The following is a 24940-nucleotide window of genomic DNA, read 5'->3' as shown; positions in this document are numbered from 1 at the left end:
ATGGCGGGTCCGCAAGCGCTTGGCAAGCGTGGATTCCCTGCTAGCGTGAGAAGCATCGCAGCCGTCCACAGGCTGCACGCAGAATATCGTCCGAATTACAGGCTTCCCAGACCATGACAGAACAACCGCCGGCCGACGTCACGCTCAGTGGCTTTCGCAAGAGCATCGACAATATCGATGCCGCGCTGATCCATATGCTGGCGGAACGATTTCGCATCACCCAGGCGGTGGGGGAGCACAAGGCCCGCGCTGGCCTGCCGCCGAGCGACCCCGGCCGTGAAGAAGCGCAGATCGCCCGCCTGCGGCGACTGGCGGAAGATGCAGATCTGGACCCCGAATTCAGCGAGAAATTCATCCGCTTCGTGATCGAGGAAGTGATCCTGCATCATCAGCGAGCACAGCAGGCCTGAAAGCGATCGGCCAGAAAAATGGGGCTGACGGATCGACCGCCAGCCCCAGCAACAAGATATCCGTAACGAGCGTTCAGCGCTGGCTTGGGCGGGAACGACCGCCCTCCCCACGTCCACCGCCGTTGCCGCCGCGCCAGACTGGCTGATTGCCGCGTGATGGCCGCGACGTTTCCGGGCGTGACGGACGCTGCGGCTGGGCAACCGGCCGCGAAGGCTGCGCCGGGCGGGATTCCTGTCTTGGCCGTTCAATTCGGGGCCGCTCCGTGCGCGGACCGCGATCACCCCTGCCCCCACGATCATTGCCCTGCCAGCCGGGACGATCACGATCCGGACGGGTGCCGGGCCGGCCATTCTGCCAACCGGGACGATCACGATCGTTGCGATCCGGGCGGCCATTCTGCCAGCCGGGCCGGTCGCGATCGTTGCGGTCCGGGCGGCCATTTTGCCAACGCGGACGATCGCGATCATTGCGGTCTGGCCGATTGTCGCCGCGCCAGACCGGCGGACGACGGTTGGGATAACCGCCCCAGTTTTCACGCCCAGGCCGACCGCCCCGACGCCCTTCCCAGTAACGGCGATGGTTGTCGTTCCAGCGATAGCGAGCACCGCCACGATCATAAATGTAATAGCCAGCGCCGGGATAATAGAAATTATCATACCACCCGTAATAAGGCAGTGACGTCCCCACACCATAGCTGGCGTAACCGCCGCGGCCATAACCATAGTCGTCATAGGCTGCACAGCCGCCAACCGATATTGCCGCCGCTATTGCCAGCACAGCATGTCTGAAATTCAGAGACATCTCATTTCTCCGAAATATGTCGCATTGTGTCGCCATATTTACCATTCAGTATTACGCAGGGCTGAACTGAATCGTTCCGGGGAAAGTCTCAGCCGGCGCGTGGCAACCGCATCTTGACCAGCAGGCCGCCCAGATCCTCGCTTTCATCGAGTTCCACGCTGCCGCCGTATATTTCGACCACATCGCGCACGATTGCGAGACCAAGGCCGGTGCCGGGCTTTTCGGTATCGAGTCGTGCCCCGCGCGCAAAGATGCGCACGCGTTCCGCCTCTGGAATGCCGGCGCCGTCATCTTCCACCCAGACCACGCATTGCGGCGCGTCGGGCTCTGCGTCGACGGTGACGAAGACGCTGCCGCCGCCATACTTCGCGGCGTTTTCGATCAGATTGCCGAGCAGTTCGTCCAGATCCTGCCGCTCGATCGCGACCATGACCCCCGCCGGCCCGCTGATGTCGAGCCGGGCATCGGGATAGAGCCGGCTGACCGCGCGTTCGACGGCAACGGCGCTATCCATGACAGGGGCGCGGGCCTGACCAGTAGCACGACGGCCCACGGCACGCGCACGGGCAAGATGGTGATCGACCTGCCGTCGCATCAGCGCCGCTTCACGCAGCACAGCCTCCGGCAAGTCGTCCGCATGGGCGGAGGCGGCATTGGTCAGCACCGTCAGCGGCGTCTTGAGCGCATGGGCCAGATTGCCGGCATGGGTGCGCGCTTCTTCCGCCTGTTTTTCGGTATGGGCGAGCAGCGCATTCAGTTCGTCCACCATCGGCTGCACTTCCTGCGGCAGCGGATCGGTGACGCGATTGGCCCCGGCGGTGCGGATCCGCTGGATTGCGCGGCGCACCCGGCGCAGCGGGCTGAGCCCGGCCCAGGTTTGCGCGACGGCCATCAGGAACAGGCCGATGCCAAGCACGGCGAAGCTCCAGATCAGGATCGAGCGGATATTGCTGATCTGTTCGTCCAGCCCCGCCCGTGCCCCGGCGACGACGAAATGCCAGCGGATATCGCTGCCCGGCAGACGGATCGAGCGTTCGACCACACGCAGCGATTCGCCTTCGAACTGGTGTGAATTGTAGAAATGCGGCTTGGCATCGTCGTGGCTGGTATCGATTTCGAGCGTACGATCCCACAAGGACCGGGAGGGCCAAGGTTCATGCCCGCCGCCGTTGATCTGCCAATAAAGGCCGCTGTTGGGTTCCAGAAAACGCTGATCGCCGAGCGGGCGATTGAAATACACCTCCCCCTCCGGCCCGATTTCAGCCGAGCCGATCATGGCGGTCAGCAGATAATCGAGCTGTTCATCAAACTGACTGGTGACCAGGGCGTTGAGCGTTCGGTCGAGCCCCACTCCGCCCAGCAAAAGGAGCATGGTGATCCAGCCGGCCGCAATCAGGATCATGCGCCGGGCAAGGCTGCCGGTATGGGGGACCGTCTCCACGCCGGTGCCTACGCCATCGGACGCAGACAGCGCTGGCCCTTGGCCAGGCTGACCCTGCGCGGATGGATCATTCACCGCGGGATGGATCGTCGGGGTCGTCGAGGCTGTAACCAAGGCCACGGATCGTCGATATCACATTGGCACCCAATTTCTTGCGAATGCGGGTGACGAAAACTTCGATGGTGTTCGAATCGCGGTCAAAATCCTGATCGTAGATATGTTCGATCAGTTCGGTGCGGCTGACCACCTTGCCCTTGTGATGCATCAGATAGCTGAGCAGCTTGTATTCCTGCGCCGTCAGCTTGACGGGTTCGCCCGACAGGGTGACGCGGCCGGAACGTGTATCGAGCCGTACGGGACCGGCGGTCAGTTCGGAGCTGGCATTGCCCGAAGCGCGGCGGATCAGCGCCCGCAGGCGTGCGATGAGTTCTTCGGTCTGGAACGGCTTGGCCAGATAATCATCGGCACCAGCATCAAGCCCGGCGACCTTGTCCGACCAGCTGTCCCGCGCGGTGAGCACAAGCACCGGGAAATTGCGACCTTCCTTGCGCCACATGCCCAGCACGGTCAGCCCGTCGATTTCCGGCAGGCCGAGATCGAGCACAACCGCATCATATTCTTCGGAACTGCCCAGAAAATGACCGTCTTCGCCATCGGTGGACAGATCCACCGCATAGCCGGTCTGTTCCAGCGTGTTTTTCAGCTGCTGGCCGAGCGTCGGTTCGTCCTCGACGATCAGGATGCGCATGTCAGATCCCCTGCCTTCCCGCCAAACCGGATGATCCGGATAAATGCGGAAGTTTCCATTCCAGCCGGATGTGGGCCTTGTTCATGAACGCGTCAACACGGCTGCCGGTTTCCGGAGAAATTCCGCTGGCCTGCGCCGGCGCGGGCAGCCAATCAGCGGGAAACGCGCAGAATACTGGCCGTGCGCGCATCCACATCGACCCAGATCACCTGACCATCGCGGATGAATTTGAGACGATAGGCGCTGGCCGCGCCATCATATTCAAAGCCGAGGTATTCGTTGCCCTGCATGCGGGGCATGATCCGGCGTTCGATCTCACGGATGGACAGCGTGCGACCAGCGCGCATTTCCTCCCGCGCGCTGGCCTGATCATTGCGCGATTGCGCATGAGCGGGAACAACCGTTCCACCCGAGAGTAGAAGCGCAGCGGCCAGGCAGAGGCCAAGGGAAGGTGTGGTAATCCTCATGACAAAAACCTGCCTAGACCAAAGCCATTGAACAAGATGTGAATATTGCCGCCGTGCGCCGTTCATCCTGACTGAAGCCGGGATGCATGCAAAAAAATCGGGCCGGATCAACGATCCGCCCCGATTTTTCCAGGCTATTGCCGATCCGGCCAGCCGCTCACGCGATCAGCTGGCCCGGATGATCATTTGGTCAGTTCATACTTTACGGTGATGGTCACCTGGGCTTCCACCACGCCCGGCTGGACCGGAGCGGACAGCTTGGCTGCATCCATGGCCTGAGCGCGCACGAAGGGCATCGGCGGCTGGGTGCCGACGGTTTCATTGATTTCCAGCAGGCGGACATTGGCATAGCCGGCCATGCGGGCATATTCGAGCGCCTGGGCCTGGGCCGTCTGCACCGCATTGCGCCGGGCCTGGGCCTGGGCCGGCTTGGGATCGTTGATCGACCAGTTCGGGCCGCCCAGATCGGTTGCCCCGGCAGCAACCAGCGCGTCGAGCACTTCACCCACCTTGGCGGTTTCGCGCAGCTTCACGCTGACGCGGTTCGACGCGGTGTAGCCGACGAAGACCTGACGGCGGGCTTCCTGATCGTAATCATATTGCGAGCTGAGATTGACCCCGGTGGTCTGGATATCGCGTTCCGCCACGCCCAATGCCTTGATACGGTCGATCACGGCGCGCATCTGCGTCGAATTGTTGCGCATCGCTTCCACCGCAGTGCTGGCCTGGGTCGTCACCCCGGCGCTGATATCGGCAATGTCGGGATCGGCCGAAACCGATTCGCTGACCGTCAGTTCGACCACGGGACCAGTGGCGGCAATCTGGATTTCGGCCGCAGCGGCCGGCGCAGCGAGCGCGGAGATGGCGATCAAGGGCAGTGCGTACCGTGTCATAATTGCCTCCAAGTGAAATATCCTTGCGCCCGATTGGAACAGACAGGCTTACACTTGGCTGAATATCCCGGTTACTTGCCTGCAAGCTTTGCGCGGCCTAACGCGCCCCATCTATGGCAGACGCACCGATCCTTTCATGGGAAGGCCTTGGCCTCCAGCAGGGCGGCCGCTGGCTGTTCCGCAATCTCGACATCAACATCGGCCCGCGCGACCGCCTGGCGCTGATCGGCCGCAATGGTGCCGGCAAGACCACCCTGCTCAAGCTGATCGGCGACACGGTCGATGCCGACGAAGGCACGCGATCGGTGCAGCCCGGCACCCATGTCGTGATGCTGGAGCAGGAGCCCGATTTTTCCCCCTTCGAAACGCTGCTGGACTTTGCCCTGTCGAGCAAGGGCGCAGGCGATCACCCGCCGCAGCAGCATGAGGTCGAATCGATTGCCGACCAGCTGGGCATCGACCTGAGCCGCAAGGCCGCCAGTGCCAGCGGTGGTGAACGGCGCCGCGCCGCGCTCGCCCGCGCGCTGGCGCAGGATCCCGACGTGCTGTTGCTGGACGAACCGACCAACCATCTGGATCTGGCGGCGATCGACTGGCTGGAAAGCTGGCTGAACCGGTACAAGGGCGCCTTCGTCGTGATCAGCCATGACCGGACGTTCCTGACCAAGCTGACGCGGGCGACGCTGTGGCTGGACCGGGGCAATATGCGCCGGCGGGAGATCGGTTTCGGTGGTTACGAGGCCTGGGAAGAGCAGGTCTATGCTGAAGAGGCGCGCGCTGCCGACAAGCTGGACGCGAAGCTGAAGATCGAAGCCCACTGGCTGGAACGCGGCGTGACTGCCCGACGCAAGCGCAACCAGGGCCGGCTGGAAAAACTGTATCAGATGCGCGCCCAGCGGGCATCCATGGTCGGGCCCGCCGGCACGGCCAAGCTGAAGCTGGCCAGTGACGATGTGAAGACCAAGGCCGTGATCGTGGCCGAGGGCGTGACCAAGCGTTATGGCAGCGGAGAGGAAGCCCGCACGATCATCCGCAATTTTTCCCTGCGGATCCAGCGGCGCGACCGGATCGGGATCGTCGGTTCGAACGGCGCGGGGAAAACCACCCTGCTCAAGCTGCTGACCGGGGAACTGGAGCCGGATGAGGGCAGCGTCACGTTGGCCAAGACCCTTTCCGGCGTGATGATCGACCAGCAGCGCAGCCTGCTCTCCCCCGAAAAGCGGGTGCGCGATATCGTCGCCGAAGGTGGCGACTGGATCGATGTGCGCGGGGTGCGCAAACATATTCAGGCCTATCTGAAGGACTTTCTGTTCGATCCATCGCTGGTGGAGGCGCGCATTGGCACGCTGTCCGGCGGGGAAAGGTCGCGCCTGTTGCTGGCGCGCGAATTCGCCCGCACATCCAATTTGCTGGTGCTGGACGAACCGACCAATGATCTGGATCTAGAAACGCTCGACCTGTTGCAGGAAGTAATCGCCGATTACGATGGCACGGTGCTGATCGTGAGCCACGACCGCGACTTCCTGGACCGCACCGTGACCATCACGCTGGGGCTGGACGGCAGCGGCACGGTGGATGTGGTGGCTGGCGGTTATGAAGACTGGGCAGCCCAGCGGCGCGAACGGCAGCCAGCCCGGCAGGCGGCCAAGCCGGCCGCCAAGGCCGAGAGCGCCCCGCCCCCACCCAGGAGCACCAAGCTGAGCTACAAGGATCAGCGGGATTACGAATTGCTGCCGACGCGCATTGCCGAACTGGACGCAGCGATCGCCAAGGGCGAGGAAATCCTTTCCGACCCAACGCTCTACACCAGCAATCCGCAGCGGTTCGCCACGATCAACAAGGGGCTGGAAAACGCCCGTGCGGAAAAAGATGCGGCGGAAGAACGTTGGCTGGAACTGGCGGAAATGGTCGAGGGTTAATGGCACGCGGCTGGCAGTTGTGTGCCCTTTCAGGCGGATAGCTTGCCAAAGCCGTGGATTGCAGGAAAATGATAAACCTATCTGGTTATTGTTTCCTGGCACTGCAGAAGGCCCGCCATGATCAACCGCATCCGTGACATCCGCAAGCAGAAGGGCCTGACCCTGGCCGAAGTGGCCGAACGCTGCAGCCCGCCGACCACTGCACAGACCATAGGGCGGCTGGAAACGGGCATGCGCAATCTGTCGCTGGTGTGGATGAACCGGATCGGGGCCGCGTTGGGCATCGATCCGCAGATGCTGGTGAAGCGGGATGACGCGGGCACGCCACAGGTGGTTGCCCGGCTGGCCGCCACGGGCGCGGAGCCGCTGACCACCCCGCGCGATGCGATCCTGCCGACGCAGCTGGGCGACGATGGCGTGCTGCTGTGCCTGTCCGTCGATGCGCCACAGGGCGAATATCGCGCGGGCGACCATTTGTGGTTGCGGCAGGTGGCGCCCGAACGGGCCCAGCGACTGATCAACCGCGATGTGCTGGTACCACGACCGGGCGGACGCTTTGCCTTCGGCCGGCTGATCGACCGGCAGGGCAGCATGGTCGGCATCCTGCCGCCGGGCACAGGGCAACGGCAGATCGTGGTCGACAATCCGGCCTGGCTGGCGGTGGCGGAAATGCTGGTACGCCCACTGTGAAGCGCGTGCTGTCGATCGCGACGCTCTATCCCAACAGCCATCAGCCACGGTTTGGCACCTTCGTCGCCCGCCAGCTGGAAGCGCTGGCGGCGCGGGGCGACTGGGATGTGACGGTGATCAACCCGATCGGCCTGCCCCCCTTCGCCCCCGGTCCCTATCGCCCGCTGGTGGCCGCCGCCGTGGACGGTGTGGAACATGGGGTGCGCGTGTATCGCCCGCGGTTCCTGCTGGTGCCGCGGCTGGGCGGACCGATCAATCCGGCAATGATCGCGCGGGCCGTGCTGCCGTTGGCAAGGCGGCTGCATGCGGCAGCGCCATTCGATGTGGTGGATGCGCAGTTCTTCTATCCCGATGGTCCGGCAGCCGCGCGGATTGCCGCGGCGCTTGGTTTGCCGCTGTCCATCAAGGCGCGCGGGGCCGATATCTCCCACTGGGGGCAGCGCGGCTATGCGCGCAGCGCGATGGCCAGGGCGGCCGAGCAAGCAGCGGGATTGCTGTCCGTCAGCGCAGCGCTGGCCGATGACATGGCCGCGATCGGCCTGCCGCGCGAGAAGATCACGCTGCATTATACGGGGCTCGACCGGACGCTCTTCCATCCGCAGGACCGCGCCGCGAGCCGGGCGCAGTTGCGACAGTCCCTGGGGCTTATCCTGCCCGACGGGGCACCGCTGATTGCCACTGTAGGCGCGTTGATCCCGCGCAAGGGCCAGGCGCTGGTGCTGGCCGCACTCGAACAATTGCCGGGCGTGCATCTGGCGCTGGTCGGCGCGGGGCCGGACAAGCAGGCGCTGGTGTCGCAGGCGCAGGCGAAAGGTCTGGCAGACCGGGTGCACTTCCTGGGATCGATCGATCATCATTTGCTGCCGGTCGTGTTGTCCGCCGCGAACGCCATGGTCCTCCCCTCTGCCAGCGAAGGCCTGGCCAATGCCTGGGTAGAGGCGCTGGCCTGCGGATGCCCGCTGGTGATCAGTGATGCCGGTGGCGCGAAGGAACTGGTCATATCCCCCAAGGCCGGGCGGATCGTGGCGCGCAACGCCGATGCGATTGCCGCTGCGGTGACTGCCGTGCTGGCCGATCCGCTGCCGCAAGCGGAGGTGGCCGAGATGGCGGCGCCGTTCAGCTGGGAGGCCAATGGCGCGGCACTGGCGGAATATTATGAGGGTCTGACGAACAGGTGAGAGGGCGTAGGATTATCTCCACACTTTCTCCACAAACAAAAAGGCCGGCGGATCGCTCCGCCGGCCTTTTGTGTAGCATCGGCCGGTTCAGGCCTTGCGAGTGACGCCGTCCGGTTCGTCGCCGGCGCTGTCCTTGGTCGGAACGAAGCTGTCCGGCTTCACGCCCAGCCAGATCAGGATCGGCGTGGCCATGAAGATCGAGCTGTAGGTACCCACAAAGATGCCCACGGTGATCGCGGCGGTGAAGCCGAAGATCACGTCCGGGCCCAGCAGCAGCAGCGCCAGCAGGGTGATCAGCAGCGACAGCGATGTCACCACGGTGCGCGACAGCGTTTCGTTGACCGACAGATCGAGCAATTCGGGCAACGGCATGCGGCGGTATTTTTTCAGGTTTTCGCGAACCCGGTCATACACCACGATATTGTCGTTCAGCGAATAGCCGATCAGGGTCAGCAGGGCGGCAACGATGTTGAGATCGAATTCCATCTGGGTCAGCGAAAACAGCCCCAGCGTTAGCGTCACGTCGTGCAGCAGCGCGAACAGCGCGCCCACGCCGAACTGCCATTCGAAGCGCAGCCAAATGTAGATGGAAATGCCAACCATCGCGAGACCGAGGGCGAGCATGCCGCTGGTGAAGAGTTCGCTCGACACCTGACCCGAAACAGATTCGACGCCATCGATGCGGGCACCGGGGTGCGCCTGTTCAATGGTGCTGACGATTTCGCGGGTCATCTTGGCAGCGAGGCCGCCGTCGGCATCATCTTCCGGCAGTCGCATCCGCAGCGACACCTGATTGGGATTGCCCATCTGCTGGATGGTCGGTTCACCATAGCCCAACGCATCGACCTCGTCGCGCAGTGCCGGGATCGGCGCCTCCGCATCCTGGGTGAAGGTCACGCGGATGGCCTGACCGCCGACGAAATCCACACCCAGGTTCAGGCCGTTCACTGCGAGCAGGCCGTAGGATGCCAGCATCAGCAGCACGCTGACGATGTAGAATGGCATCCGCCAGCGCAGGAAGTGGATGTTGGTGTTGTCGGGAACGAGTTTGAGAAGTTTCATCGACCTGTTCCTACAGCGCCAGATCCGCCGGCCGCGCCTTGCGCAACCAACCGGCGACCCACATGCGGGTCATGGTGACGGCGGTGAACACCGACGTGATGATGCCGATCAGCAGCACGATGGCAAAGCCCTTGACCGGGCCACTGCCGATCATGGCCATCAGCACGGCGGCGATGATGTTGGTGATATTGGCGTCGAAGATCGCACGGCTGGCTTCCTTGTAACCCAGTTCCACCGCCTGCACGACACGCCGCCCGCGCGCCCGTTCTTCCCGGATGCGTTCGTTGATCAGCACGTTTGCGTCGACCGCCGCACCGATCGTCAGCACGAAACCGGCGATGCCCGGCAGGGTCAGCGTGCTGCCCATGATGGCCATTACGCCCAAGATCATCAGGAAGTTGAGCACCAGGGCGAGGCAGGCATAAACCCCGAACCGACCGTAGGTGACGATGATGAAGATCACCAGCAGCAGGGAGCCCACGCCCATGGCGAGAATGCCCTTGTCGATCGAATCCGCCCCCAGCTCTGCGCTGATGGTGCTTTCCTCGATCACGGTCAGATCGACCGGCAGGGCGCCCGAATTGAGCGCGATGGCCAACTGACCAGCGGTTTCAGGGGTGAAGCTGCCGGAAATCTGCGCCTGACCGCCCAGGATCGGTTCATTGATCGACGGCGCCGAAATCACTTCGCCATCGAGGATGATGGCGAACTGTTTCCTGACGTTTTCCGTCGTCAGCTTCGCAAAACGCTGCGCACCCTGCGCGTCGAACTGAATCGACACGACCGGTTCGTTGTTCTGCGAATTGCGGGTAGCCTGGGCATTGGTCAGCGAATCACCGCGAATCCCGCCCAAACGGCGAACCGTGATCGACGTCCCTTCCCCGATCGTTCCCGGAGCATAGGGCAGAACCTGCCCGCCGGGTTCGTTGGTCGGGACCACCAGCTTGAATTCCAGCTCTGCCGTCTGGCCGAGCAGTTCCTTCAGCTCTTCCGGATCCTGCAGACCCGGCACCTGCACCACGATGCGATTGCTGCCCTGGCGAATGATGATCGGTTCACGCGTGCCCAGGCCATCGATACGCTTGCGCACCACTTCCGTGGCGCTGGCCATGGCGCTGTCGAGCGTCTGATTGATGCCGGCCTGGGTCTGCTTGAGGACGAAGCGGCTGCCGTCCACGACATTGATCGTCCAGTCACGCTGGCCGGTCAGGCCCGCGCCGGTGGTCATCGGTTCGATCAGATCACGCGCCGCATCCACCTGGCTGGCGTCGTCCAGCATGAAGCTGAGTTCGCCATTGGCGCTGGAAATCTCCCCATGCTGAATGCGCGGCGTGGCGCTGCGCAGCGCGGTACGCACGGATTCTTCCATGGTTTCCAGACGCTGGCGCGCGACCTGTTCGGGCCGTGCCTCCAGCATGATGTGGCTGCCGCCGGCCAGATCGAGGCCGAGATTGACCACGGGACGGGGCAGGAATTCAGGCCAGCTGCCGCCGGCGAGCGATACAAGCGTGGGGACCGACGTGATCGCAAAGACCAGCGTAATCCCCCACAGCCAGAGACGTTTCCACAGTGGAAAATTGAGCATTGCCGGATATTTCCGATCGTCAGTTGAAGCAGATCAGTCGTTTGCGGGCATGCCGCCGGCAGGGATGATGTCGCCGATGGTGGATTTGACCACCTTCACCTTCACACCCGGGGCGATTTCGACATCGGCATAATTGTCATCGACGCGCAGAACCTTGCCCACGATGCCGCCCGAAGTGACCACCTGATCGCCCTTGCTGACGCCGGCGATCTTTTCCCGGTGCGCCTTCTGCTGGCGCATCTGCGGGCGGATGATCAGGAACCAGAAGATGGCGACCATGCCGACCACCGGCAGAAGCGAGGTCCAGGCGGGGGGACCGGCTGCAGCGGAACCGGCGGCGAGAATATCGAGCATAATGGCAGGGCCTGTTGTCGGATCGAAAAATCACATGTGGGGCGGCAAAGCCCGGTTGAAAACCCGGCTTCATATTTGGCCGGGGCGCCTAGCAGCTATGCGCGTTTGTGGCAATCTGCCGCCGGTAAAGCACGCAATGTGCAAGAGTTGCAGCGAGGCGCTTGCCATGCCCGATCAGCTTGCCTATAGGCCCGCCTCCACTGGAACGGGACGTAGCGCAGCCTGGTAGCGCACCACACTGGGGGTGTGGGGGTCGCAGGTTCGAATCCTGTCGTCCCGACCAGTGGAAGACTTTCCCGGCGATCGTCGCCCTTCCCCCCTGACATCTGCGAATGAACGCCATCCTGGCGGCTCCCGACTTTGATCCGGCGTAAATGACGCGTTATGGCGCATGCCACACGTCAGGAAGGAACCCGCATGGCCGATCTTATCTATGTCCTCAACGGACCGAATCTGAACCTGCTGGGGATGCGGGAGCCGGAAATCTACGGTTCCGACACGCTGGACGACATTGCCGGGCGACTGGAAGATCTGGGCCAGAAGCTGGGGCTGGAAGTCGATCTGCGCCAATCCAACCACGAAGGGCATATTTGCGACTGGCTGCACGAAGCCCAGGCGGAAGGCGCAAAGGCCGTGCTGCTGAATGCCGGGGCGCTGACGCATACGTCCATCGCGATCTATGATGCGATCCGATCGATCCGCACGCCGGTGATCGAGGTGCATCTGTCCAACCCGCATGCGCGCGAAAGCTTCCGCCACAAGAGCTATGTCGCGATGGCCGCCAAGGGGACGATTGCAGGCTTCGGCGCGCAGGGCTATGAATTGGCGCTGGAGGCCGCAGCGCGGCTGTAATCGCGGTTTTCCCCGATTGTGACGGGCAGAAGACACCCCCTGCCCCTTGCCATGCGGAGCCGCAGAACGCATAGGCCACCGCTTGTTTGACCTATCCCGTGAGGAATAAATGGCCGAGGCCAAGGGCAACACCGGAGTTTCCGGTATGAAAATTGATACGCAGCTGGTTCGCGAACTGGCAGAACTGCTGGCCGAAACCGGCCTGACCGAGATCGAAGTGGAAGAAGGCGATCGCAAGATCCGCGTCTCCCGCGGGGGTGGCGTTTCTGCCGCTCCGGTATCCTATGCGGTTGCCCCGGCACTGGCGGCACCCGCTGCGGTTGCAGCGGCCGATGCGGCCCCGGCAGCTGGCGCCGATCTGGCTGGCGCGGTGCGTTCGCCGATGGTCGGCACAGCCTTCCTGGCATCCGAACCGGGTGCCGCGAACTTCATCAAGGTCGGGGACACCGTGTCGGCGGGCCAAACCCTGCTGATCGTCGAGGCGATGAAGGTGATGAACCCGATCACCGCCACCGCTGCCGGGACCGTGAAGCAGATCCTGGTCGAAAACGCGCAGCCGGTCGAATACGACCAGCCGCTGGTGGTGATCGGCTGAGCCTATGCCGATTACGCGCCTGCTGATTGCCAATCGCGGCGAAATCGCGCTGCGAATTCACCGCGCGGCCCATGAAATGGGCATTGAGACGGTGGCTGTCCATTCCACCGCCGACGCGGATGCCATGCATGTCCGCCTGGCGAACCACGCGGTGTGCATCGGCCCGCCGAATGCGGCGCAGAGCTATCTGAACCAGGCAGCGATCATCGCGGCGGCGGAAATTTCCGGCGCGGATGCGATCCACCCGGGCTATGGCTTCCTGTCCGAAAACGCGCAATTTGCAGAAATCGTCGAAGCGCATGGCATCGTATGGGTCGGCCCCAAGCCCGAACATATCCGTACCATGGGCGACAAGGTGGAAGCCAAGCGCACCGCCGGTGCCCTGGGCCTGCCGCTGGTCCCCGGATCGGACGGCGCCATCCATTCGACCGAAGAAGCCGCGCGCGTAGCCGAACAGATTGGCTATCCCGTGCTGGTGAAGGCTGCCAGTGGCGGCGGCGGGCGCGGGATGAAGGTAATTGCGTCGCCCGATCAATTAGAAAGCCTGATCGGCCAGGCCAAGAGCGAAGCAAAGTCCGCCTTTGGCGACGACACCGTCTATCTCGAAAAATACCTCGGCAATCCGCGCCACATCGAGTTCCAGGTGTTCGGCGACGGCAATGGCAGTGCGATCCATCTGGGTGAGCGCGACTGTTCGCTGCAGCGCCGCCACCAGAAGGTGCTGGAAGAAGCCCCATCACCCGTGCTGTCTGCCGAGGAGCGGGCGCGCATGGGCGAGGTGGTGCGCAAGGCGATGGCCGACATGGGCTATCGCGGCGCCGGCACGATCGAATTCCTGTGGGAAGACGGGCAGTTCTACTTCATCGAAATGAACACCCGCCTGCAGGTGGAACATCCGGTAACAGAAATGATCACCGGGCTCGATCTGGTGCGCGAACAGATCCGCATTGCCGATGGCAAGCCGCTGTCGGTGCAGCAGGACGAGATCGAATTCCATGGCCACGCCATCGAATGCCGCATCAATGCCGAAGATCCGTTCAACTTCGCCCCCAGCCCGGGCAAGGTGACCGCCTATCATGCGGCCGGCGGCATGCATGTGCGCGTGGATAGCGGCCTTTATGCCGGTTATCAGATCCCGCCCTATTATGATTCCATGATCGCCAAGCTGATCGTCTATGGTCGCACCCGCGAAGGCTGCATCATGCGCCTGCGCCGCGCCCTGGAAGAAATGGTGATCGACGGCGTGAGAACCTCCATCCCGCTGCACAAGGCGCTGCTGCAGGAGCCGGATATTCTGGACGGCGATTATTCGATCAAATGGCTGGAAGAATGGCTGGCGGAACGCAACGCCTGAGCCGTTGACGGCCTGACAAAAAGGGCTGCCGCTTCAGCGAAGCGGCAGCCCTTTTTTCTTGGCCCCCTTATCATTCGTCGTTCCGACCGATCTGGGCATATTCCAGGGCAAAGCTGGGATCGCATTCATAGGGGTTGATGAACTCCCCCGGCCGCTTGCCCCATTCGATATAGCGAGCACCGTTGTTTTCCAGCACGGCAGGATCGCTGAACCATTGGGTTGCTGCAAGCGTGCGGCCATCGTCCTGCAGACGATAGCGTTCGACCATTCGTACATCCTCACTATGGTCGAGCCCGTTGTTCGTGATGGTCGATGCAGCGATATGGCTGGTTTCAACTACCAGTTCGTCCCCCTCCCAGCGACCGGTGGAAAACCCCATCTTGGTATGTGGCGCATTGGCAGGGGGATGCGCACGCCCATCGGTATAAACAAGGCGGATCTGATCGAAATATTCATATTTGAAGATCGTCACATCCGCCGTCTGGACAATCTCGAACGGGAACGGCCCCTGGATCGAATAGACGATTGAAGGCACGAGGCAGACCCTTTGCACGGTCATGTCATTTTCCGGCTGCCATTGTTCGGCATGGCGAAGCGCCGGCGGCGTGAGTTTCAATCCGCCGAATTCGCCACGCGGGAATTCTTCAACCCCGGTATCTTCGACCAGCACTGTATCGGGCGGCAACTGATCCAGCAGCACCTGATCGCGCGGCCCGGGCTCCAAGGATGGCGACCAGAAGCCCGACATATCCGGCACCTGCGCCGATGTGGGCGCAGCAAGAGCGATCAGCAGGCCGGCGCTGATGCGGCCAATGGATCGATCAATCATCGGACTGCCCGAATGCGGCCTGCCCGATGAGTTGCCCCTGCGCGTTGCGCGCACTGCGCAGCCGCAAATAAGGTTTGCCGTCGCGCGCCGTCCAGCCATCAACAGTAATCACGTCCCCTGGCTTGATGCTGTCCCGCTGCCATCCACGCCGGGTAAGGACCACCGGGGCATTGGTTTCCACCCGCCATTGGGTAAGCTTGCCAGCGCTGTCGCGCGCATCGAGAGCGATGGTACCGTGAGGATTTGTAAACCGAAATGCGGTTACAGTGCCGGTGATCGCAATCGTCCGATCAGAATCGAAGAAAACCGCAAAACTGTGATGCGCCAGAGCGCTTGTCGAACCCAACGCGATCAACGCGCCTGCCAATACCGCCGCGAGGGCGGGTCCTTTCCTGTGCATCATCCATCCCCAGCCCTGATCATGGCGCCCGTTATCGAACTGCCATCAGGAGGGAAGCTATACCGCTGGCAAGGGTCAGTCCAGCGGCACGCCCGGCAGGCTCTTGGCCGTGCGGATCGTCAACGAGGTTTTGACGCTTGCCACATTGGGCGCCGGGGTCAGGCGACTGGTCAGGAATTCCTGGAAGCTCTGCAAATCCTGACTCACAATCTTGAGAATGAAGTCGATTTCGCCGTTGAGCATGTGACATTCGCGCACTTCGGGCAGCGCCTTGATATGATCCTCGAAGGCGCGGAGATCTTCCTCGGCCTGGCTCTTCAGGCTGACCATGGCGAAGACTGTGATGGCAAAGCCCAGCTTGGACGGGTCAAGATCGGCGTGATAACCGCGGATTACCCCGGCTTCTTCCAGAGCGCGCACCCGCCGCAAACATGGTGGGGCAGTCAGTCCGACACGTTTGGCAAGGTCAACATTCGTTACGCGACCTTCTTCCTGCAATTCAGCAAGCAGGTGGCGGTCGATCATATCCAGTGTGGCCATCGTACCTCTAAACCCAAAACGTCGATCAGCGAAGATTTCGGGGTCAAAATGAAATTTACAACCCCCAAACGATCATTGACCGCAACAATGTTATATATGCCCGCAATTGTCCCGCTTTGCAACGCATCAAATCGAAGCTGTCGCCCCTTGTACAAACCGGGCTATGACCGCACTGCACAGATGTGCACGCATCCATGACAAAGTCCGGAGAATCGATGCTGTTTGACGACCGTCTCGCTACCGTCTTGCGTTCCCGCGCAGGCAGCGACACGGCTGCGCGAACGCAGTATCGGCAATTGATCGATCTGCTGGGCACCCTGCCCGTGGATGCAGATGTCGATCTGGGCCAGGAAGGGCTCAACCGGCTGGGCGAACTGTCCGACGCCCTGCCATTCCTGTGGCAGGCGGCAATCCTGCGCCAGCCGGGCGTGCGCTTGCGCAATCCGGCGCTGGTGAACTGGCTGGCCGATCGGGAACCGCAGGTGGCGGCGGCAGCGATGTCTGCGGCCAGCCTGGCCGGCGACGACTGGCTGGAGATCATTCCGCATCTGCCGGTTTCGGCGCGCGGATTCCTGCGCCATCGGGCGGACCTGCCCGCCAGTGCACGGCAGATGCTGGAACGGCTGGGTGTGGGCGATCTGGTGCTGACCGACGCGGCCCCGCGCCAGGCCGCGCCCGAGGTTTCGCCAGCCCAGGAGCCGCTGGAACCGACCACGCCTGCCCCGGGTGGTGGCCCGGCTGAAATCGGTGCGCTGGTCCGGCGGATCGAGGCTTTCCGCCGTGCCCGCAGCGACAATGCGCCGCCCCCGCCCGCGCGTTTTTCGACCGATAGCCAGGCGGTCGCCGCCGGTCGGGCGATCACCAGCTTCGAATTCGAAGCCGATGCCAGCGGCATGATCAGCTGGGCTTCCCCCGGAATCGCCCCGATGGTGGTGGGGATCACCCTGGGCGATCCGGAACCCGATGCCATCGCCAGCGTCGATCCGGTGAGCGCCCGCAACATGGAACTGCGCCTGCCCGTGCGCGGCGGTCGGATCAGTTTTTCCGCCACCCCCGCGATCACCGGCCTGTGGCTGATCGATGCCTCCCCGCGCTTCGCCCCGCTCAACCGGGCGTTCGAAGGATATGCGGGCCGCATCCGGCGCCAGGCGGACAAGCCCGAAGCCGAAGCGGGTACCGAGCCGGTGGACGAAGGGTCCGACCGGATGCGCCAGGTGCTGCATGAATTGCGCACGCCGGTGAACGCCATTCAGGGTTTTGCCGAAATCATCCAGCAGCAATTGTTCGGCCCCGCCCCCAATGAATACCGCGCCCTGGCGGCATCCGTCGCCGTCGACGCGGCGCGGCTGCTGGCCGGATTTGACGAGATCGAGCGGCTGGCCAAGCTGGAAAGCCGGGCGATGACCCTGCCCGCCGGCAGCAGCGACATGCGCGCGGCAGTTCACATCATTCTGCAGCGACTGGAAAATGTGCTGCGCCCACGCAATGCGCGAATCAGTTTTGATGTATCGGGCGGGCCCTTCGTCATCGGCATCGAACAGACCGATGCCCAGCAACTGGTGTGGCGCGTGCTGGCAACGCTGGCCGGATCGATGGCCCCGGGTGAAGAGGCAAAGCTGACGATCCATGGCGATGGCACATCGCTGGATATCTCGGCCGAAATCCCCCTGGCCATGCGCGAAACCGCCGATCTGTTCGATACCAGCGGGCAGCATCGGGCCGGATCGATCTCCACCGGTGCGTTCGGCACCGGCTTCACGCTCCGCCTTGCCCGTGCAGAGGCGCTGGCGGTTGGCGGCGGATTGCGCCGGGAACAGGATCGCCTGGTTCTGACCCTGCCCGTCTTGACCGAGGCCATGCCCGATAATAGCGATGATACATTCGGCGCACACCAAAGTGCCCGGACCTGAAGCAGGGGGCAACCGGGATGCCATCGCTCATCGATCCGCCCCAGATGGGTGCGATCGCGCGATTTGACGGGGAATTCGGTCAGCGGTTCATTGTCACGGTCGATACCGAGGAAGAGTTCGACTGGAACAAGCCTCTGCAACGCGAAGGCCACGGATTGCGGCATGTTGCCGCCATGGGCCGATTCCAGACGTTCTGCGAAAGTGAGGGCGTCATCCCGATCTACCTGGTCGATTGGCCGATCGTCACCTGCGAGGAAGCAATCGCGGTGCTGGGGCCTGCGATTGCGGCAGGCCGGGCGGAGGTGGGCGTGCAATTGCACCCTTGGGTCAACCCTCCCTTCGATGAAGAGGTGACAGCGCACAACTCCTTCGCCGGCAATTTGCCGCCCGAACTGGAGCGGGCGAAGTTCATGGCTCTGCGTGATGCCATAGAGGCGAATTTCGGGTGCCAGCCGCTGATCTATCGGGCGGGCCGTTATGGGCTGGGGCCCAATACCGCCCAGATCCTGCATGATGCCGGCATCGCCATCGACAGCTCCGTACGGTCGAAATTCGATTATGCCGCTGGCGGTGGCCGCGATTACCGCCCCTTCCCGCTGCAACCCTATTGGGTCGATGCTGCCCGCAGCCTGCTGGAATGTCCGCTGACGACGGTGTTCTGGGGTCCATTGCGACAACAGGGGGATGCCATCTATCCCGCATTGTGGCGGGTGCCACGCCTGCGCGGATTGATGTCGCGACTGGGGCTGCTTGAACGCATTCCGCTGACGCCAGAGGGGACGCGGGTGGAAGAGGCATTGCGCGGGGTCGACATCGCGCTGGATGACGGGCTGCCCCTGCTGGTGTTTTCTTTCCACAGCCCTTCGCTGGATATCGGGCATACCCCCTATGTCCGCGATCAGGCCGGTCTGGATACGCTTTATGGCTGGTGGCAGCAGGTGTTCGCCTATCTACGCCAGCGCGGCGTGGCGCCCACCAGTGTCGCCGGAATTCTGGAAGCGGTGCAGCGCTGAAGTTGCCGAGCAGTGCAACTATCCGTTTTCTGGTGCTTGCCACAACCCGGACAGACCGCTAACGCGACCCAGCGGAGCATGACATCGGGCCTGTAGCTCAGCGGTTAGAGCTGGCCGCTCATAACGGCTAGGTCGCGGGTTCGAATCCTGCCGGGCCCACCATGCGGGCAAAGAATAGAGTCGGGGAGTAGCGCAGCCTGGTAGCGCATCTGGTTTGGGACCAGAGGGTCGCAAGTTCGAATCTTGTCTCCCCGACCATTCTTCTTTTTTGCATCCCGCCGGTCAGGCGATCCATTCACCGCGCTGTAGCCACTGCAAGTCCTGAAAACGGGCGCGACTGGTGTCGTGGTTCATGTCCAATCGTTGACGCTGCATCCAGCACGGAGGCGAGACGATGACAATGCGAATGGCCGCGCTGTTGCTGGCGGGCGCCTTGACGGCGGGGTGCGACACCGATGCCGCCTCTGCCCAAAACACTGGCGGCCGGGACACCGTCACAAACTCTGGAAACGCCCCGGCCTGTTCCTATGCCACCCTGTCGCCGGAGGATCAGCGGCGGTACAAATCACGTTATGAACGACGTGTCAGAACCGAAGGACGGGAATTCGCCGAAGCCTGGGTACGGGACCGGTTTTGCCCTCCTCCCGAAGTCCAGGCCCGACGCGATGCGGCCAAGGCGCGCGGCCCAGTGGATCGGAATGGCCAGCCCTGTACCAGGACCCGTGCCGAAATGCGTGCCGTCACAAGCATGGATGGCAGCATGACCATGATCCCGCATCAGGTGTGCGCAGACTGATCTGCATTCGCGCGCCGCAGATCACGGTTGCCGTGTTATCTGCGGCGGCTCATTGGCCAGGACGGCCACGACCTGGGTCCACACCGCCACATTCTGACGCAGCTGGACGGGATCGACCTTGTCCAGCGTATCATCGGGCGTGTGGTGCAGATCGAAATAGCGGGTGCCATCCTGCTGCAGATCGATGATGCCGGCCTTCTGGTCGCGGGCGATGCCGATATCGGCGCCGCCTGTGGCCACTTCGCGCGATCCGGCCACACCGAAGCGCGCGACGGCGCGGGTCAGCCGGGCGTGCAGATCCGGGTTGCTGTCGGCAAAATTGCTGTCCAGCCGCCAGATGCGATCGGCGCCGAAATCGCTTTCCAGCGCCACGAAGACCGGGCGATCGGCATGGGCGGAGGCATAGGCGCGACCGCCGTGCACGCCCACTTCCTCTGCCCCGGCGAAGAGGATGCGGATGGTCCGCAGCGGCTGCTGCGTCCTGGCGATATGCAGCGCGGCCGCCGCGATGATGCCGCAACCCGATGCATCATCCACCGCGCCCGTCCCCAGATCCCAGCTGTCGAGATGGCAGGCCAGCAGCACCGCCGGCAGGGAAGGATTGGTGCCGGTGATTTCCGCCGTCACATTGCCGCTCTGCGTGTCGCCAATCCACCGGGGCGTGAGCAGCAGGCGCATCGACAGCGGCCCGTCCGAGCGGGCGAGCATGCGCTCCAGATTGTCCGCATCGGGATTGGACAGGGCGCCCGCCGGGGTCGCCTGCACGCCATCGGGGAAGCTGGTGGTGCCGGTGTGCGGCGTACGATGGTTTTCCGTGCCGATCGAACGGATCACGGTGGCAACGGCGCCTTTGCTGGCCGCCAACCCGGGGCCGGTCCAGCGTGCGGGGCCAGCGAAGGAATAGCCTGAGCCATCCTGCGTCACGCGCATCTGATGCCCGATATAGGCGATCTTGCCCGTCAGGCTACCGGCCGGGGCAGCTTCCAGATCGGCATAGCTGAGGAATGGCACCACCTCAGCCGTCAGCCCGGCGACCGGGGTGGCGGCGCTGTTGCCAAGGGCGGCGATATGCATCGGCTGGGCAAAGGCACCGATCACCTCTGCCTTCTCCTCCCCCCGCACCCAGGTGGGCATGGTGAAGGGCTCTTCGCGAACATCGGCAAAGCCATTCCGCCGCAGCCATTCCACCGCCCAGACGCGGGCACGGGCTTCATCGGGCGTGCCCGCCTGACGCGGACCAACTTCGGTGGTGATCCCTTCGACGAAATCCCACGCCAATTCGTCCTTTTGCAGGGCCGCATCGGCTTCCTGTCCCAGCGGGAACATGGTTTCGGCCTGCGCGATCGCCGGCATGCCGAGAGCAAGGGCAAGCAGCGGCAGGACGGTGGTGGATCGTTTCATGGCAGGGTCCTTCGTCGCGACGGATATTGCAACGCAAAAGGCCACTCGAGGCGCATCAGGTCAATGGGGTAGCGGGATCGAAACACATAACCGGTTGTTGATATTATGACGGCATTTTCAGGCGCGACCCAGTCCTGAAAACGGGCGGAGGGATGATGCATCAAAGGATGATTGAACCCGTTTCCGGCAATGGCGATGCCGGGCTGGAACTGGCAATGCAGGTCGGCCGGCTGGGACGCTGGGAACTGGACATCGGCAGCGGACAGCTTTCCTGCGACAGCCGATGGTACGCCATCATGGGCCGCAATCCCGACAGCCCGATCACCACCATCGAACAGTTTCGGCCTTTCATCCATCCCGATGATGTGGCGCGTGTTACCGAAGTCACCGAAACGATCACCAGGCTGGATGCGCACAATCAGGATTACGGGGTCGAGTTCCGTATCCTGCGCCCGGATGGCGAAACCCGCTGGGTGCGTTCGCTGGCATCGCTGAGCCAGGAAGGTGACGGTATGCCCCGGCATGCCACCGGTTTCATCATGGACATCACCGAGACCGTCCGACTGCGCGAAGACCTGCAGCAGACCTGCCGCGCGTTGGTAACGGCCAATGCCCGGCTGGCCATGCAGAAATCCAGACTGGAACGGCTTTCGCTGACCGATGGGCTGACGGGCATAGCCAATCGCCGCTGTTTCGACATGGAACTGGGACGGGCGATAGCGCGCATGCGCGCGACCGGGGCCATCTTCACGGTGGCGCTGATCGATATCGATCACTTCAAGCGCTTCAACGATGGCTATGGCCATGTCGCCGGGGACATAGCCCTCAAGGCAGTGGCCGGTGCGCTCAAGACTGCTGCACGGCGCAAGCACGACCTGGCTGCGCGCTATGGCGGGGAGGAGTTCGCGCTGCTGTTGCCGGGATGCGATTGTCCGGCGGCAGTGTTCGCGGCCATCAGCCAGAGCATCAAGGCGCTGGATATCCGCCACGAGCATTCCCCCGTTGCACCGGTCCTGACCGTCAGCATCGGCGGGGTGACCGTTCACGCGCCGGTCGAATCAGGTCGCAGCAAGCTGCTGCGGCGGTGTGACGAGGCCCTGTACAGCGCCAAGCATGCCGGGCGGGATCGCTTCGTGATGCGAGAACTCGGCACGCCGCAACGGCAGGATCGCAATACGGCCGCCTGACGAAACCACCGATGGAGGGCGCGTGGGCACGCGTAGCCTGCGCGCGGCTGCGCAAGCCGCTTGCCCCGCCGCGCGCCAGCCCCTATCTGCAGGCCAATTCCAGACACCTCCAGATACCCCGCGAAGGACGATAATGGCCGCGCAATACGCCTATGTCATGAAGAACATGACCAAGAGCTTCCCCGGTGCGCAGAAGCCGGTGCTCTCGAACATCAATCTCCAGTTCTATCAGGGTGCCAAGATCGGCATCGTGGGCCCTAACGGCGTCGGCAAGTCCACGCTGATGAAGATCATGGGCGGGATCGACACCGATTTCACCGGTGAAGCCTGGCCGGGCGAGAACATCACCGTCGGCTATCTGGCGCAGGAGCCGGAACTCGACCCGACCAAGACCGTGCTCGAAAACGTCAAGGACGGCGCGCGCGAAGTGGCCGACATGGTCGCGCGGTTCGATGCCATTTCGGCCGAAATGGGCGATCCGCAGGACGACACCGATTTCGACGCGCTGATGGAGGAAATGGGCGATCTTCAGGCGAAGATCGATGCCGTGGACGGCTGGACGCTCGACAATCAGCTCGAAATCGCGATGGAAGCGCTGCGCTGCCCGCCGTCCGACTGGTCGGTGGAAAGCCTGTCCGGCGGTGAAAAGCGCCGTGTGGCCCTGACCCGCCTGCTGATCCAGAAGCCTTCCATCCTGCTGCTGGACGAACCGACCAACCACCTCGACGCCGAAAGCGTCGAATGGCTGGAAAACCATCTGAAGGAATATGCCGGCGCGGTGCTGATGATCACCCACGACCGCTATTTCCTCGACAATGTGGTCGAATGGATCCTGGAACTCGATCGCGGGAAGTACTTCCCCTATGAAGGCAATTATTCGACCTATCTGGAAAAGAAGTCGAAGCGTCTGTCGCAGGAAGACCGCGAGGCAACCGGCCGCCAGAAGGCGATCAACGACGAACTGGAATGGATCCGCGCCGGCACCAAGGGTCGGCAGACCAAGTCCAAGGCGCGTATCAAGAAGTTCGAGGAACTCGTCGCCGCGCAGGACAACCGCAGTCCCGGCAAGGCCCAGATCGTTATCCAGGTGCCCGAACGTCTGGGCGGCAAGGTGATCGAAGCCAAGAACCTGACGAAGTCGTTCGGCGACAAGCTGCTGTTCGAAGATCTGTCCTTCATGCTGCCCCCGGGCGGCATCGTCGGTGTGATCGGGCCGAACGGCGCGGGCAAATCCACGCTGTTCAAGCTGATCACCGGCCAGGAACAGCCCGACAGCGGCGAGCTCGATATCGGCCAGACCGTGCGTCTGGGCTTCGTCGACCAGAGCCGCGACCATCTCGATCCGTCGAAGAACGTGTGGGAAGAAATTTCCGACGGGCTCGATTACATGAAGGTCAATGGTCACGACACATCGACCCGCGCCTATGTCGGTGCCTTCAATTTCAAGGGTCAGGATCAGCAGAAGAACGTCGGTAAGCTGTCGGGCGGTGAACGCAACCGCGTGCACATGGCCAAGATGCTGAAGGCCGGCGGCAATGTGCTGCTGCTGGACGAACCGACCAACGATCTGGACGTCGAAACCCTGGCCGCGCTGGAAGAAGCCATCGAAAACTTCGCCGGCTGCGCCGTGGTCATCAGCCACGATCGCTTCTTCCTCGATCGTCTGGCGACGCATATCCTGGCCTTCGAAGGCAACAGCCATGTCGAATGGTTCGAAGGCAATTTCGCCGCCTATGAAGAAGACAAGCGTCGCCGCCTGGGCGATGCGGCCGACCGGCCCACGCGTCTCGCCTACAAGAAGCTGAGCCGCTGATCTGATCGACGGGCAGGGGGTTTTGCGGAACCTCCTGCCGCTTTCCGGATTTCTGTTCCCAACAGAAACTCGGGAGGCCCAGACATGTCGATGACCCCACGCAATATTGCGATCCTGATCCTTGCGATCATTATCGGCCTCTATCTCGGCTTTGCCTATCCGCTGGTGGGGCTGATTTGCCTGGTCGGCGGGCTCGGGTTTGCCGCCTTTGTCGTGCTGCGGAACAATCAGGGCAGCAAGGTCGACGATGCGACCCGCGCCAGCGCCATGACCATGATCCCGTCAGAAGGGCGCGCCCGGCTCTATTTCGCGCGGCGGGGCTTCATGGGCGGCGCCCAGGGGATGAATATTTCCATCGACGGCGATTTCGAAGGCCAGATCCGGTCGGGTTATTTCATGATGGCCGAGGTTGCGCCCGGCACCCACAATCTGTCCGCCAAGTTCAATGCCCAAACCGAAGGATCACGCGTGGACCATGTGGTCACCGTTGAAGCCGGGGAATCGGTGCTGTTCGAAATGAGTTTCGACATGGGGGCGCTGCAGGGCAAAATCCGCTTCGACGAACAGCGCGACAAGCGCACCGCAGCCGAACAGATCGGCGGGCGCAAGATGGTCGCCTGGCGCAAAAGCCCCGCAGTGCTGTAACAAAAAGACGGCGTTTCGTTTATCCTGCAGGTTGCAAAGATGAACAAAAGCCCCCC

25 protein-coding genes and 3 tRNA genes are annotated in these 24940 nt (G+C 62.9%); 16 read left to right on the top strand and 12 right to left on the bottom strand.

The window, feature by feature from the left end; genetic code table 11:
• The first annotated feature begins 113 nt into the window (after positions 1 to 113).
• Entirely contained in the window at positions 114 to 410 is a 297-nt protein-coding gene (locus tag GRI97_RS06675) for a chorismate mutase (protein WP_161390281.1), read from the top strand.
• Between the two features lie 73 nt (positions 411 to 483).
• On the opposite strand, the gene GRI97_RS06670 is transcribed toward GRI97_RS06675, so the two are convergent.
• From GRI97_RS06670 to GRI97_RS06650, 5 genes are all read right to left on the bottom strand, one after another.
• The gene (locus GRI97_RS06670) at positions 484 to 1212 is read right to left on the bottom strand and encodes a hypothetical protein (RefSeq protein ID WP_202392597.1); all 729 of its coding nucleotides are present in this window, start codon (positions 1210 to 1212) and stop codon (positions 484 to 486) included.
• An 88-nt stretch (positions 1213 to 1300) separates the two neighbouring features.
• Entirely contained in the window at positions 1301 to 2614 is a 1314-nt protein-coding gene (locus GRI97_RS06665; RefSeq protein WP_161390280.1) for a sensor histidine kinase, read from the bottom strand.
• Between the two features lie 106 nt (positions 2615 to 2720).
• Complete coding sequence (locus GRI97_RS06660; RefSeq protein ID WP_161390279.1) at positions 2721 to 3401, bottom strand: response regulator transcription factor; 681 nt, start codon at positions 3399 to 3401, stop codon at positions 2721 to 2723.
• A 152-nt stretch (positions 3402 to 3553) separates the two neighbouring features.
• Complete coding sequence (locus GRI97_RS06655) at positions 3554 to 3868, bottom strand: hypothetical protein (protein WP_161390278.1); 315 nt, start codon at positions 3866 to 3868, stop codon at positions 3554 to 3556.
• Positions 3869 to 4050: 182 nt separating this feature from the next.
• Positions 4051 to 4761 (bottom strand): SIMPL domain-containing protein, encoded by a 711-nt coding sequence (locus tag GRI97_RS06650; protein ID WP_161390277.1) that lies wholly within the window; start codon positions 4759 to 4761, stop codon positions 4051 to 4053.
• Positions 4762 to 4874: 113 nt separating this feature from the next.
• Here GRI97_RS06650 and GRI97_RS06645 point away from each other — a divergent pair, with 113 nt between their 5' ends.
• The 3 genes from GRI97_RS06645 to GRI97_RS06635 all read left to right on the top strand — a co-directional run bounded on the left by GRI97_RS06645 (position 4875) and on the right by GRI97_RS06635 (position 8548).
• The gene (locus tag GRI97_RS06645) at positions 4875 to 6680 is read left to right on the top strand and encodes an ABC-F family ATP-binding cassette domain-containing protein (protein ID WP_161390276.1); all 1806 of its coding nucleotides are present in this window, start codon (positions 4875 to 4877) and stop codon (positions 6678 to 6680) included.
• Positions 6681 to 6797: 117 nt separating this feature from the next.
• Positions 6798 to 7370: a helix-turn-helix domain-containing protein gene (locus tag GRI97_RS06640; protein WP_161390275.1), complete on the top strand. Its 573-nt coding sequence runs from the start codon at positions 6798 to 6800 to the stop codon at positions 7368 to 7370.
• Positions 7367 to 8548 (top strand): glycosyltransferase, encoded by a 1182-nt coding sequence (locus GRI97_RS06635; RefSeq protein WP_161390274.1) that lies wholly within the window; start codon positions 7367 to 7369, stop codon positions 8546 to 8548. Before GRI97_RS06640 ends, GRI97_RS06635 begins: the two co-directional genes overlap by 4 nt.
• An 87-nt stretch (positions 8549 to 8635) precedes the next feature.
• On the opposite strand, the gene secF is transcribed toward GRI97_RS06635, so the two are convergent.
• From secF to yajC, 3 genes are read right to left on the bottom strand one after another with little or no spacing between them, the layout of a single operon-like run.
• Positions 8636 to 9610, bottom strand: coding sequence for a protein translocase subunit SecF (gene secF, locus GRI97_RS06630; protein WP_161390273.1), 975 nt, complete (start codon positions 9608 to 9610; stop codon positions 8636 to 8638).
• A gap of 10 nt (positions 9611 to 9620) precedes the next feature.
• Entirely contained in the window at positions 9621 to 11195 is a 1575-nt protein-coding gene (secD, locus tag GRI97_RS06625; RefSeq protein ID WP_161390272.1) for a protein translocase subunit SecD, read from the bottom strand.
• A 33-nt stretch (positions 11196 to 11228) separates the two neighbouring features.
• Positions 11229 to 11549 (bottom strand): preprotein translocase subunit YajC, encoded by a 321-nt coding sequence (gene yajC / locus GRI97_RS06620; protein WP_161390271.1) that lies wholly within the window; start codon positions 11547 to 11549, stop codon positions 11229 to 11231.
• Positions 11550 to 11755: 206 nt separating this feature from the next.
• Between yajC and GRI97_RS06615 the strand changes: the two genes are divergently transcribed.
• The 4 genes from GRI97_RS06615 to accC all read left to right on the top strand — a co-directional run bounded on the left by GRI97_RS06615 (position 11756) and on the right by accC (position 14350).
• Positions 11756 to 11832 (top strand) — tRNA-Pro (locus GRI97_RS06615).
• Between the two features lie 134 nt (positions 11833 to 11966).
• The gene (gene aroQ, locus GRI97_RS06610; protein WP_161390270.1) at positions 11967 to 12401 is read left to right on the top strand and encodes a type II 3-dehydroquinate dehydratase; all 435 of its coding nucleotides are present in this window, start codon (positions 11967 to 11969) and stop codon (positions 12399 to 12401) included.
• A gap of 109 nt (positions 12402 to 12510) precedes the next feature.
• Positions 12511 to 12996: an acetyl-CoA carboxylase biotin carboxyl carrier protein gene (gene accB / locus GRI97_RS06605; RefSeq protein WP_235917628.1), complete on the top strand. Its 486-nt coding sequence runs from the start codon at positions 12511 to 12513 to the stop codon at positions 12994 to 12996.
• 4 nt (positions 12997 to 13000) lie between these two features.
• Positions 13001 to 14350 carry an acetyl-CoA carboxylase biotin carboxylase subunit gene (gene accC / locus GRI97_RS06600; RefSeq protein WP_161390269.1) on the top strand — a complete coding sequence of 450 codons (1350 nt, stop codon included), beginning with the start codon at positions 13001 to 13003 and terminating at the stop codon, positions 14348 to 14350.
• A 70-nt stretch (positions 14351 to 14420) separates the two neighbouring features.
• On the opposite strand, the gene GRI97_RS06595 is transcribed toward accC, so the two are convergent.
• From GRI97_RS06595 to GRI97_RS06585, 3 genes are all read right to left on the bottom strand, one after another.
• The gene (locus GRI97_RS06595; RefSeq protein WP_161390268.1) at positions 14421 to 15179 is read right to left on the bottom strand and encodes a hypothetical protein; all 759 of its coding nucleotides are present in this window, start codon (positions 15177 to 15179) and stop codon (positions 14421 to 14423) included.
• The gene (locus tag GRI97_RS06590; protein WP_161390267.1) at positions 15172 to 15582 is read right to left on the bottom strand and encodes a DUF6152 family protein; all 411 of its coding nucleotides are present in this window, start codon (positions 15580 to 15582) and stop codon (positions 15172 to 15174) included. Before GRI97_RS06590 ends, GRI97_RS06595 begins: the two co-directional genes overlap by 8 nt.
• Positions 15583 to 15654: 72 nt before the next feature.
• Complete coding sequence (locus tag GRI97_RS06585; protein ID WP_161390266.1) at positions 15655 to 16119, bottom strand: Lrp/AsnC family transcriptional regulator; 465 nt, start codon at positions 16117 to 16119, stop codon at positions 15655 to 15657.
• A 215-nt stretch (positions 16120 to 16334) separates the two neighbouring features.
• On the opposite strand from GRI97_RS06585, the gene GRI97_RS06580 reads away from it, so the two are divergent.
• From GRI97_RS06580 to GRI97_RS06560, 5 genes are all read left to right on the top strand, one after another.
• The gene (locus GRI97_RS06580; RefSeq protein WP_161390265.1) at positions 16335 to 18029 is read left to right on the top strand and encodes a HAMP domain-containing histidine kinase; all 1695 of its coding nucleotides are present in this window, start codon (positions 16335 to 16337) and stop codon (positions 18027 to 18029) included.
• Positions 18030 to 18046: 17 nt separating this feature from the next.
• Positions 18047 to 19042 carry a polysaccharide deacetylase family protein gene (locus tag GRI97_RS06575; RefSeq protein WP_161390264.1) on the top strand — a complete coding sequence of 332 codons (996 nt, stop codon included), beginning with the start codon at positions 18047 to 18049 and terminating at the stop codon, positions 19040 to 19042.
• Between the two features lie 86 nt (positions 19043 to 19128).
• Positions 19129 to 19204 (top strand) — tRNA-Ile (locus GRI97_RS06570).
• 19 nt (positions 19205 to 19223) lie between these two features.
• Positions 19224 to 19300: transfer RNA gene (locus GRI97_RS06565), tRNA-Pro, on the top strand.
• A gap of 148 nt (positions 19301 to 19448) precedes the next feature.
• On the top strand, positions 19449 to 19838 hold the full coding sequence (locus tag GRI97_RS06560; protein ID WP_161390263.1) for a hypothetical protein: 390 nt from the start codon (positions 19449 to 19451) through the stop codon (positions 19836 to 19838).
• A 21-nt stretch (positions 19839 to 19859) separates the two neighbouring features.
• On the opposite strand, the gene GRI97_RS06555 is transcribed toward GRI97_RS06560, so the two are convergent.
• On the bottom strand, positions 19860 to 21239 hold the full coding sequence (locus GRI97_RS06555) for a M28 family peptidase (RefSeq protein ID WP_161390262.1): 1380 nt from the start codon (positions 21237 to 21239) through the stop codon (positions 19860 to 19862).
• A 167-nt stretch (positions 21240 to 21406) separates the two neighbouring features.
• Between GRI97_RS06555 and GRI97_RS06550 the strand changes: the two genes are divergently transcribed.
• The 3 genes from GRI97_RS06550 to GRI97_RS06540 all read left to right on the top strand — a co-directional run bounded on the left by GRI97_RS06550 (position 21407) and on the right by GRI97_RS06540 (position 24884).
• Positions 21407 to 22426 carry a sensor domain-containing diguanylate cyclase gene (locus GRI97_RS06550; RefSeq protein ID WP_161390261.1) on the top strand — a complete coding sequence of 340 codons (1020 nt, stop codon included), beginning with the start codon at positions 21407 to 21409 and terminating at the stop codon, positions 22424 to 22426.
• 133 nt (positions 22427 to 22559) lie between these two features.
• Positions 22560 to 24239, top strand: a complete 1680-nt coding sequence (gene ettA, locus GRI97_RS06545) for an energy-dependent translational throttle protein EttA (protein WP_161390260.1) — start codon at positions 22560 to 22562, stop codon at positions 24237 to 24239.
• Between the two features lie 84 nt (positions 24240 to 24323).
• Positions 24324 to 24884: a DUF2846 domain-containing protein gene (locus GRI97_RS06540; protein WP_161390259.1), complete on the top strand. Its 561-nt coding sequence runs from the start codon at positions 24324 to 24326 to the stop codon at positions 24882 to 24884.
• The last annotated feature ends 56 nt before the right edge of the window (positions 24885 to 24940 follow it).

Origin of the sequence: Croceibacterium xixiisoli, assembly GCF_009827305.1 — a bacterium.
GTDB classification, from domain to species: domain Bacteria; phylum Pseudomonadota; class Alphaproteobacteria; order Sphingomonadales; family Sphingomonadaceae; genus Croceibacterium_C; species Croceibacterium_C xixiisoli.
Note: the sequence above shows the minus strand (reverse complement) of the source record. Positions and strands in the feature narration are given on the sequence as shown.